The following is a 10,084-nucleotide window of genomic DNA, read 5'->3' on the forward strand; positions in this document are numbered from 1 at the left end:
TACTATCAGAAGGAAGGGATTCGGGCTGTATGTGAAGCTATCGAGACCGGCCACCGGAAATTCTTGCTGGTCATGGCCACCGGAACCGGGAAAACCCGGACAGCCTCCAGTTTAACGGATGTCCTGTCCCGGGGTGGCTATATCACGAACATTTTGTTTTTGGCGGATCGAACTGCCCTTGTCAAACAGGCGAAGGATGATTTTAAGCATCATCTTCCCGATATGTCCTTATGCAATCTCCTTAGTAACAAGGATGATAAGAATGCCCGTATTGTCTTTTCCACCTATCCCACCATGCTCAACGCCATCGATACCGCGAAAAACGCCGAAGGTCAGCGGCTTTTTTCTCCTGCTCATTTTGATCTCATTATTATCGATGAAGCTCACCGCAGTATTTTTAAAAAATACCGGGCGATCTTTGAGTATTTTGATGCAATTTTGGTGGGGCTCACAGCCACCCCCAAGACCGAGGTGGACCGGAATACCTATGACTTTTTTGAAATGGAGCATGGGGTCCCGACCTTCGCCTACGCCTATGAAACAGCCGTTCAGGTAGATCGGGTCCTGGTACCTTACCACAATATCGAAGTCACCACGAATTTTTTAGAGCAGGGGATCACCTATGAGGAGCTTTCCCCGGAGGACAAAGCCCGCTATGAGGAGGATTTCACCGATGAAGACGGGGAGATGCCCGATTTTATCCCCTCCCCTGCCTTGAATGAGTTTATCTTCAACCAAGCTACGGTGGACATAGTCCTTGAGGATTTAATGACTAAGGGGATCAAGGTTGCCGGTGGGGACCGACTGGGGAAAACGATTATTTTTGCCCAAAACAAAAAACACGCCCAATATATCATCGAGCGCTTCGATAAGCTCTATCCTCACCTGCGGGGTAGTTTTGCCATGCGGGTTATCTGTGATGATGCCTATGCCCAGACCATTATTGATGACTTCAAAATCCCTGAGAAACAACCCCATATCGCTGTGTCGGTGGATATGCTGGATACGGGGATTGATGTGCCGGAGCTTGTCAATCTGGTCTTTTTCAAACGGGTCCGCTCGAAAACGAAGTTTTGGCAAATGATCGGTCGGGGGACCCGGCTGTGCAAAAATCTTTTCGGCGACGGTCAGGATAAAACCTCCTTTATTATTTTTGATTACCTAGGTAACTTCGAGTTTTTCCGCGTTCATAAAGAGGGGTTAAAGGGTAACGATACCCAAAGCCTAACGGAGGCGATCTTTGCCAAACGGGTAAGGCTTATCCAACTTTTGCAGGAGGGTGCTTTTAGTGACGAGCCTTATCAAGCTCTGCGCACTGAGCTAGTCAAAACAGTGAGGCAGCAGGTTGTGGCTTTAAACACGGAACTGGTCTCTGTGAAAATGCAGCTTCAGTATGTGGAGAAGTACAAGCTGGCCGAAGCCTTCACCTGCTTAACGGAAAGTGACAAGCATAACCTGGTTACCTTCCTGGCACCCCTAGTTTATATGGAGGATGGGGATGAATTTGCAAAGCGCTTTGATAATCTTATATATGGCTTAATGATTGCTCACCTTGAGGCAAAACCCCAGTTCAAAAAGAGTAAGAAGCAGCTTATGAACCTCTGTCTCGAACTCTCCAAACGGGCCACGATACCGCAAATTAAGGAAAAGCTGGCACTTATCAATGATGTTGGGACCGTGGATTTTTGGGAGAAACCGGGTCTTCTGGATTTTGAAAGGGTGCGGGTAGAGCTGCGGGAGCTGATTAAATTCATTGTGGGCGAGGGTGAAAGACCGATTATTTACACGAACCTTGCCGATCAGGTTCTTCAGGTTAAAGAGGGGGAGGCCCTAGACCCTGCCTATGACTTTGAAGATTACCGGCTCAAGGTCAATCGCTATATCGAGAGCAACCGGGATCAGGTGGCCATCCATAAGCTGCGCCATAATATTCCCCTAACCGCACTTGATTATAAAAGCTTGGAGCGGATCTTTACCGGGGAACTGGGGACCACTGAGGATTATCAACGGGAATTCAAGGACACACCCTTTGGTCTATTGGTTCGTAAGGTGGGGAAAATGGAATATGCTGCTGCCACTGCGGCTTTTTCCGAGTTTATCAACGACCAATCCCTCAACCAAGCCCAGATCGTTTTTGTGAAAAAGGTGATTGATTACATCGTTCAAAACGGGTATATGGAAAATCCGGCTGAGCTGATGAAGCCACCTTTTGATAAACCCCAAAACCTTATGAAGTTATTTGATGGGTCGAAACAGAAGAAGATTTTAGAACTAGTGGCAAAGATCAAAGAGAACGCAGTCAAGATAGTAGGTTAGGATGATCAGGATTCCGCTTGCCATTAGGCGCGCAGTCCGTTTATTTCCGTCCCGGTAAAACTGATTATAGGCAGCCCAAAGAAACAGCCGAACGGCCTGCTCCACCGGATGGAAGTTGCCAAGAACAATCGGGAGCTCAGAGTCGAAGATCTGATCAAGTTCCTGCCGGCTGGGTGCTTTATACTTTTCTGTTCCGGAAATTCCTACCGATCCGGTGCGGAATTTACCCCATTCAAGTGATTCCCCTCGCGCAATTAGGTTATTGATGGCATGGAACATTTCTTTTGCTACCCGGAATTCTCCTTTTGCAATGACTTCTAATAGCATATACCAACTATCCTTAATATTCAGGACCTGTTGCATATCACTGACTTTGTGGCCGCCGATGGTTATACCCTCCATCAAGGTCTGTACTTCGGGAAAGGTTAGTGGATTGTTTTCAAGTTTCGATGCATCAAATACATACTCCGGCAACATCTTTTTAGCATTATAGAACGCTAGTTTTTTATTAGGTTCCAACACAGGATTTTCGATATTAAAGTCGTAATTAAATAGCACCTATTTTCACCTCTCAGCCGAAATGTCGCGATTACCATATACTTCCTGCAAGGATTATAGCATATATATGTTAAAACGAAAAGATAGCGATCGGTTTTGGTAGTCCGGCGTAAATTCCCGGAGCGTTGAGGATGAATTAGCGGCCCTTAAGGCTTCATTAGAATAGAGATTACTCGGATTGGATTCCGACAAAATGACCGTTGCTAGGAAAGCTGATTTTCCCGGCAACGGTCACTTCATCATACTAATACATCAAGCTTACTTCCTTACTTAAAATAGCACCTACTGAAAACTACTTGAGTGGAGACGATCAAATGTATACAGTGTTGGTCATTGATGATAAAGAGGTCTTCAGGAGAAAAATCAAGCGGATGGCCTACTTTCAAGAAAACAGAGACAAATTTATGATCAAGTATGAAGCGCAGAACGGTTTGGAAGCGCTTGAAATTTTGCGAAATAACTGTGTAAACGTGGTATTGACGGACATTCGGATGCCCTTTATCGATGGCATCGAACTCCTGAAGCGCATTAACTCGGAGGGCCTATGCAAATGTGTAATTTTGCTAAGCGAGTTCGCGGAATTCGACTATGCTAAGGCCGGTATCTTGAACGGTGCCTTTGACTATGTATTGAAACCCATCGACGATGATAAGATCAAGGAAACCTTTGACCGCGCTTATACCTTTCTTACGACTATCAATAGGATGATGAACGCCGAAACCCAGAGGATTGAATCGTAACCTTCCCTGTATTAAAATGTAGATTGTTAATCCGTTCTAGCTATGGTATTCTCTAGATAGGAAAATTATGGGACATTGGGGATAGAGGTGTATTAATTATGACTCATGGAAACGTTAAAAAGCAGGCACCATCAATCGATGAATGGCTCAAAGAAGCCAAAGCGGATCCGGCAGCCTTACAGGAAGGGATGTTTTTAGTCCATAATGGAGTGGTGCGCCAAACACCCAAAGCCAAGGTGCGCCAAGGTCTTGATGATGGTTCAGTGGTCAAGGGAATGGAATTTGCTTATGATGCGGCAAAGGTTGAGGCGGCGATTGCCGAGACGAGAAAGATGGACGGGATCTTCCACGTCAGGGTTTGGCTTAATGAAGGTCAGCTGGAACTTGGTGACGACATTATGTATGTGCTGATCGGCGGCGACATCAGACCACATGTTGTGGATGCCCTGCAATTCCTGGTGGAAAAGATTAAAACTCAATGCGTCACCGAAATCGAAAAGAAATAATTATAATTTCATTAAGCAAAAGTGGGTGTCAATCAAACTGTTGCCGTCTTTGAATGAAATTATGGTACCATTCAAAGAGGGCGAAGCGAGAAATACGATGATCGCAGCAATACAGAAGTAATCGCTAAAATAAAATTATGGGCAGAAGTTAATGCTTACCTAAGCAATAACCTCTGCCCATTTTGTTTTGGCCTTCGCCGTCGCCAGTACTTGGAATCTTTACGGATTTTATTTATTCGTTTTTGATTTTCCTCGGTTCTCTATATAGGTGATGAGAATAGGGATCAGTGAGAGGACAATGATGCCTAAGATCACCAAGCTGAAATTATCTTTGACAACGGGCAATAATGATTGTGCGAGTAATCGCCCCCTTTCGTAATTTAAAAGTTATTTTTAAAGATCTTAAATTTATTAGCAGCATCTTGATCCTTTCTAAAGAACTCATTGAGGATATTGATATTGTTCAAGGTAAGGGTATTGATGTTGTGTTCGATCAGTTCCGTTTGAACCAAAACCTCATCGCACTCTAAAAACCTCAGAAAATCCTCGATTACCTGATGACGTCCTAAAAGAAATTCCCCTAACTCCTTACCACTTTCAGTGAGTATGAAAATGCCGTACTTCTCATAGTTTACAAACCCTAGCTCGCCAAGTTTCTGTACCATCTTTGAAGCAGAGGAGGCTTTGACATTTAAAAGTTCGGCAAGCTTGTTAATGCGAAGATAGTTATCTTGCAGGCTATTTCTATATATCATTTCAAGATAATCTTCCATAGCGGAGGTCAGTAAGCCCTGATTTTGATCCAGAAGCTGGTATCCCCGGACTGTGTGAAATTCTTTTGTCATGACAGATCACACCTTTTAAATTTTTTTCTACTAACTTAACTATATTCGTAACACACCATGTTTAGTTTACATACGTTAGGGTAGAGAAAAAGTTTTGCACACGACTTATAGTTTGAGGGAGGTACTCTTAATGGAAGCGAAAATTATTCCACTTAATTTTTTACCTCTGGGAATGAAAGGCAAGGTAAAGGTACTTACTGCAGATGGAAATCTTCGAAGGAGACTACTTGATTTGGGTCTGGTTTCCGATACGGAAGTGGAAGCTCTGCAAAAGAGCCCCTCCGGCGACCCGATCGCGTATCATATTCGCGGTGCCGTTATTGCTCTTCGCTCCGAAGATGCCGCGAAAATTATGATTGAGTCTGTCTAACCACAATAACGAATGACCCCGGGCCAGGCGATGGTCCGGGGTCGGTGAGGAGGGCTATTTTAAAATGGGTCTTACAAGTCAATCTTCCGGGGCAAGTGTCTTGCAAAGCGAGTTAAGAATTGAACGGTCCACTCCCGACGAAAAAATTATTGCCCTTGCAGGAAACCCTAATGTGGGGAAAAGTACCGTATTTAACAGTTTAACCGGACTAAACCAACACACAGGGAACTGGCCGGGTAAAACAGTAACAAATGCTCAAGGACTGTACAAACATAAAGATAAAAATTTTAAATTAGTGGATATACCGGGTACTTATTCCCTTATGGCAAACTCAGTTGAAGAAGAAGTGGCACGGGACTTTATTTGCTTTGGCAATCCGGATGCGACCATTGTCGTTACGGATGCCACGTGTTTGGAACGGAATCTGAATTTAGTGATTCAGACCTTGGAAGCGACAGCAAATGTTGTTGTTTGTGTTAACCTTTTGGATGAAGCCAAGCGGAAAAAAATCAAAATAAACTTAAACGAGCTTTCCAGGCAGCTTGGTGTCCCTGTCATCGGGACCAGCGCAAGAAGCGGTGAAGGTTTACATAAACTGATGGATGCCGTATATGATCTTACAAGTCAAAAAAGGAAGCCTTCCCCTTTTAGCATCCGGTATAATGATGCAATTGAGCAGGCCATCTCTCTCGTCGAGCCCACCGTTAAGGAGCTGCTTGACAATAAACTCAATAGCAGGTGGGCTGCTTTAAAGCTCCTCGATGGAGACAAAACCATGCTTGAATCCCTGCAAAGATATCTTAATGTTGACTTGAGAAAAAACATATTCATTGCCAAAAAACTTAAAGAAGCCCAGTCTATCTTAAAGGAGGCCAATATTGATCATAATCAGTTCAGGGATACGATTGTATCAAATATTGTAGCTATGGCCGCGAAAATCTTTAACGCGGTTGTAACCCATGAAAACGAGAAATATAATCAAACCGACCGAAAAATTGATAGGATCCTAACCTCTAAAACCTTCGGAATACCGATTATGATTGGTCTTTTAGCTGTGGTCCTTTGGCTAACCATTACAGGAGCCAATGTCCCGTCGGCAATGCTTGCGACTTTACTCTTTGGAATCCAGGACCGCTTGACTGAGTTTTTCCTTTGGGCAGGAACTCCCGCCTGGGTTCATGGAATCTTGGTCTTGGGTATCTATAGAACCCTCGCTTGGGTTGTATCGGTGATGCTACCTCCCATGGCCATATTCTTCCCCTTATTCACGCTCCTGGAAGATTCCGGCTATTTACCCCGAATTGCCTTTAACCTGGATAATTACTTTAAAAAGGCATGTGCTCATGGCAAACAAGTTTTAACCATGTGTATGGGGTTTGGTTGTAATGCTGCGGGTATCATCGGATGTAGAATCATTGATTCTCCTCGCGAGCGACTCATTGCCACTATCACCAATAATTTTGTACCCTGTAACGGCCGCTTCCCCACTCTGATCGCCATTATTACCATGTTCTTCGCCGGAACTGTAGCCGGCCCTTTCCAATCGGTCCTCTCAGCCTTGCTATTAACAGGAGTTATCGTTTTAGGAGTTGTAATGACCTTACTCATCTCCAAAGTTCTTTCCAAGACAATCCTAAAAGGTCTGCCCTCATCCTTTAACCTTGAGCTTCCTCCTTACAGAAAGCCTCAAATCGGCAGGGTTATTGTTCGCTCCATATTCGACAGAACGTTATTCGTATTAGGTCGTGCTGTTTGCGTAGCTGCCCCAGCCGGTTTGGTCATCTGGATTTTGGCCAATATAAACGTGGGCGATTTAAGTATTCTAACTCATGCAGCCAATTTCCTTAATCCCTTTGCCCAGTTAATTGGTTTGGACGGATACATTCTGATGGCCTTCATTCTGGGCTTTCCTGCCAACGAAATTGTTGTACCAATCATAATCATGAGTTATATGGCCTCGGGCAATATGCTTGAGCTGGATAGTCTGGATCAGCTCAGACAGCTATTGGTTTCTCACGGCTGGACTTGGCTGACCGCCGTCTGCGTCATGCTCTTCTCACTCATGCATTGGCCCTGTGGCACAACCTGTTGGACCATTAAGAAGGAAACCCAGAGTTGGAAATGGACTTTCATTTCATTCCTTGTCCCGACAATAATCGGTATAGTCATCTGTTTCAGCGTCGCCAATACAGTACGACTGCTGGGCCTCGTATAGAATGAATAAAGAGAGGAGACAGATTAAATGTCCGAAGGTATTATCCTTAAAAGTCAAAAGAAAATCTTTATTTCAATCGGTTTGGTAGGGTTAATACTTGCAGTAAAGCTAAGTTTTGCTCTAATAACCAATAGCCTTGCTCTACTTAGTGATTCTTGGCACCTCATCACCGATTTTTCTGCCTTGATTATCAGTTGGTGGGGGTTGAAAGTAGCGACCCAAAAGGCCAATGACAAAAACACCTATGGCTACTACCGATATAGTGTGCTTTCAGCGTTAATCAATAATATATCTCTCATTGTCATTTCCCTGTTTATATTTTATAAAGCAATTCAACGTTTTCTCCATCCTGTTAGCGTGGAGCCGCGAGGGATGATCTTCGTAGCCATTATCGGGTTGATTGTAAATCTATTGATTGTTCTTAATCTAAGGCAAGACGCCGATAATCTGAATGTGAAAAGTGCTTTCCTCCATTTCGCGGGAGATGCCCTTGCTGATTTAGGAGTGCTCATCGGAGGCGTAGTTATTTATTTTACAGGTTGGTTTGGAATCGATACCTTACTCAGTGCGCTCCTTGCCTGTCTTATTTTAAGAAATGCTTTTAAAATGACTTGGGAATGTTTGCAAATCTTTCTGGAATCCGTTCCAGGCAATATTTCAATCGAAGCACTTCGGTCCACAGTTGTATCTTTGGATGGCGTCCAGGGAGTAAGCGATATACATGTCTGGGCCCTTTCACAAGAAGTTATATCCATGACAGCACATGTTTGGGTTGAAGAATTAAACAAAGAACAGACAGCCGACTTATTACACAGGATTCAGCACGCGATTCACGAAAAGTTTGGTATCGAACATACGACTATTCAATTTGAGTACTACTCATGCAGTAGTTGTTATCATAGTAGGATTGACCACCAAAATCAATGTTCGCTGTGTATTGATATGTGTCCAACAAGGTAGTGCCAACAGTTCCAGAGGCTTGGATGATTTTTGAGCGAATTGATCAATTACTTTGCAACAGCGGGCTGTGTTTTCACACAGCCCGTCTCCTGAGAGTACCCTTGGGCTTCATAATTACTACCTAACTATACAGTGTCCCTAATTTTACCCGGAGTTCTCTTTTTAATATTTTGCCGCTGGGGGTTTTCGGCAATTCCTCGATGAGCACCACACCTTTGGGCACCTTAAAGGGGGGAAGGTTGCTGCGGCATAAATCAATAATTTCACCTTCCGTAATTTCCGCGCCTTTTTTGGGGACGACCAAGGCGGTAACCGCTTCTACCCATTTAGGATGGGGCAAGCCGACAACCGCAACCTCAGATACCCTTGCATCAAGGTAGATAACTTCTTCTACCTCCCGGCTGGGGACGTTCTCTCCCCCGGATTTGATCATATCCTTTTTGCGATCGGCCACGGTTATATACCCATCTTCATCGTAGATGCCGATATCGCCGCTATGAAACCAGCCGTGGGCAAAGGTGTTTTCGGTTTTGTCCGGTTCTTTGAAGTAGAGCAACATGGCATGGGGGCCCCGGCCACAAATTTCCCCGGGAATCTCGGCCTCGGTGATGGGATTATGCTCATTATCCTCCAACCTGGTCTCCATATTTAAACCGGGCTTTCCGGCCGAACCCAATTTACGCAGGGCATCTTCCGGTTTAAGTAAAGTATGGTAGGGGCTTAATTCTGTTTGGCCATAGAAATTGTACCAGCTTTTGCAGTTGGGTAAGCGCCGGACTAATTCCTTTAACACTTCCACGGGCATGATCGAGGCACCGTAGTAACCCTTGGTCATCGAACTTAAATCGGTGTTGTCAAATTCCGGGTGGCGCATCAAGCCAATCCAGACTGTGGGTGGGGCAAAGCACATGCTGGCTTTATATTGGGCGATGTTCTGCATAATTGTTTGGGGATCGGCGGAAGCCAACAGGATGTTGGTAGCACCGACCATCAAAGCCGGGGTCAGGAAAACATCCCGCTGGGCGCAATGGTAAATGGGCAAGGCGTTAATGTTGATGTCGGCGGCGGTAAACTGTCCGTCAATGATGGCGCCCGTATACTCGGCCAACAGTGATTGGTTCGTTAAAATAACTCCTTTCGGCAAACTCTCGGTGCCACTGGTGTAGGTCATCTGCACCGGGTCCTCGATGTATAGCTCAACCTCCGGTTCCGTTGCCGGATACTCTTTGTACCAAGTGTCAAAATCCCGGAACCCGGCGGGGTGATCATCTCCCCGGCCCTGTTTGGACCAAATCAAGGTCTTGACATTGGGCATTTCGGGGAGGACATCTTTTACCAGATCGTACAGGGAGTCCTCGATGATGAATACCTTGCTTTCCGAATGGTTAATACAATAGCTGATATCTTTGCCCCGCAATAAGTAGTTGATGGCCAGATAAACCCCGCCGGCCTTGGCGGTTCCCAGCCAGGTCAACACATGATGAATCGTGTTATGAGCCAATACCGCCACCCGGTCGTATTTCGGAAGCCCTAAAGCCAATAAAGCGTTGGCAACCCGGTTGCACTCCTCTTCC

At 45.0% G+C, this 10,084-nt stretch carries 9 protein-coding genes; 6 read left to right on the forward strand and 3 right to left on the reverse strand.

Translation table 11 applies throughout. The features are described 5' to 3' along the window. Window positions 1-2,316, forward strand: a 2,316-nt coding sequence (locus AC1U9U_RS13600) for a type I restriction endonuclease subunit R (protein WP_479961094.1), incomplete at its 5' end; no start/stop codon positions are given. Here the strand turns inward: AC1U9U_RS13600 and AC1U9U_RS13605 are convergent. Further along, window positions 2,272-2,874, reverse strand: a complete 603-nt coding sequence (locus AC1U9U_RS13605; RefSeq protein ID WP_479961095.1) for a Fic family protein — start codon at window positions 2,872-2,874, stop codon at window positions 2,272-2,274. The genes AC1U9U_RS13600 and AC1U9U_RS13605 overlap by 45 nt on opposite strands. A gap of 314 nt (window positions 2,875-3,188) precedes the next feature. Between AC1U9U_RS13605 and AC1U9U_RS13610 the strand changes: the two genes are divergently transcribed. Both AC1U9U_RS13610 and AC1U9U_RS13615 read left to right on the forward strand, forming a co-directional pair. Beyond that, a complete protein-coding gene (locus tag AC1U9U_RS13610) occupies window positions 3,189-3,614 on the forward strand; it encodes a response regulator (protein ID WP_479961096.1) in 426 nt (141 codons plus the stop codon). Window positions 3,615-3,712: 98 nt separating this feature from the next. Beyond that, window positions 3,713-4,120, forward strand: a complete 408-nt coding sequence (locus tag AC1U9U_RS13615; protein ID WP_479961097.1) for a molybdenum cofactor biosynthesis protein MoaE — start codon at window positions 3,713-3,715, stop codon at window positions 4,118-4,120. Window positions 4,121-4,500: 380 nt separating this feature from the next. On the opposite strand, the gene AC1U9U_RS13620 is transcribed toward AC1U9U_RS13615, so the two are convergent. Further along, the gene (locus AC1U9U_RS13620) at window positions 4,501-4,965 is read right to left on the reverse strand and encodes a metal-dependent transcriptional regulator (protein ID WP_479961098.1); all 465 of its coding nucleotides are present in this window, start codon (window positions 4,963-4,965) and stop codon (window positions 4,501-4,503) included. Between the two features lie 130 nt (window positions 4,966-5,095). Between AC1U9U_RS13620 and AC1U9U_RS13625 the strand changes: the two genes are divergently transcribed. The 3 genes from AC1U9U_RS13625 to AC1U9U_RS13635 all read left to right on the forward strand — a co-directional run bounded on the left by AC1U9U_RS13625 (window position 5,096) and on the right by AC1U9U_RS13635 (window position 8,510). Further along, on the forward strand, window positions 5,096-5,335 hold the full coding sequence (locus tag AC1U9U_RS13625; RefSeq protein WP_479961099.1) for a FeoA family protein: 240 nt from the start codon (window positions 5,096-5,098) through the stop codon (window positions 5,333-5,335). A gap of 64 nt (window positions 5,336-5,399) precedes the next feature. Beyond that, window positions 5,400-7,550: a ferrous iron transport protein B gene (gene feoB, locus AC1U9U_RS13630; protein WP_479961100.1), complete on the forward strand. Its 2,151-nt coding sequence runs from the start codon at window positions 5,400-5,402 to the stop codon at window positions 7,548-7,550. A gap of 27 nt (window positions 7,551-7,577) precedes the next feature. Then, window positions 7,578-8,510, forward strand: coding sequence for a cation diffusion facilitator family transporter (locus AC1U9U_RS13635; protein WP_479961101.1), 933 nt, complete (start codon window positions 7,578-7,580; stop codon window positions 8,508-8,510). Window positions 8,511-8,631: 121 nt separating this feature from the next. Here the strand turns inward: AC1U9U_RS13635 and AC1U9U_RS13640 are convergent. Further along, the coding region (locus AC1U9U_RS13640; protein ID WP_479961102.1) for a fatty acyl-CoA synthetase at window positions 8,632-10,084 on the reverse strand (1,453 nt) is incomplete at its 5' end.

Source organism: Desulfitobacterium sp. (assembly GCF_982384815.1).

Bases quoted from the DNA above. Each gene is read 5' to 3' on its own strand.
- AC1U9U_RS13610 (WP_479961096.1), top strand. From the start codon at position 3,189: ATGTATACAGTGTTGGTCATTGATGATAAAGAGGTCTTCAGGAGAAAA.
- AC1U9U_RS13615 (WP_479961097.1), top strand. From the start codon at position 3,713: ATGACTCATGGAAACGTTAAAAAGCAGGCACCATCAATCGATGAATGG.
- AC1U9U_RS13620 (WP_479961098.1), bottom strand. From the start codon at position 4,965: ATGACAAAAGAATTTCACACAGTCCGGGGATACCAGCTTCTGGATCAA.
- AC1U9U_RS13625 (WP_479961099.1), top strand. From the start codon at position 5,096: ATGGAAGCGAAAATTATTCCACTTAATTTTTTACCTCTGGGAATGAAA.
- feoB (WP_479961100.1), top strand. From the start codon at position 5,400: ATGGGTCTTACAAGTCAATCTTCCGGGGCAAGTGTCTTGCAAAGCGAG.
- AC1U9U_RS13635 (WP_479961101.1), top strand. From the start codon at position 7,578: ATGTCCGAAGGTATTATCCTTAAAAGTCAAAAGAAAATCTTTATTTCA.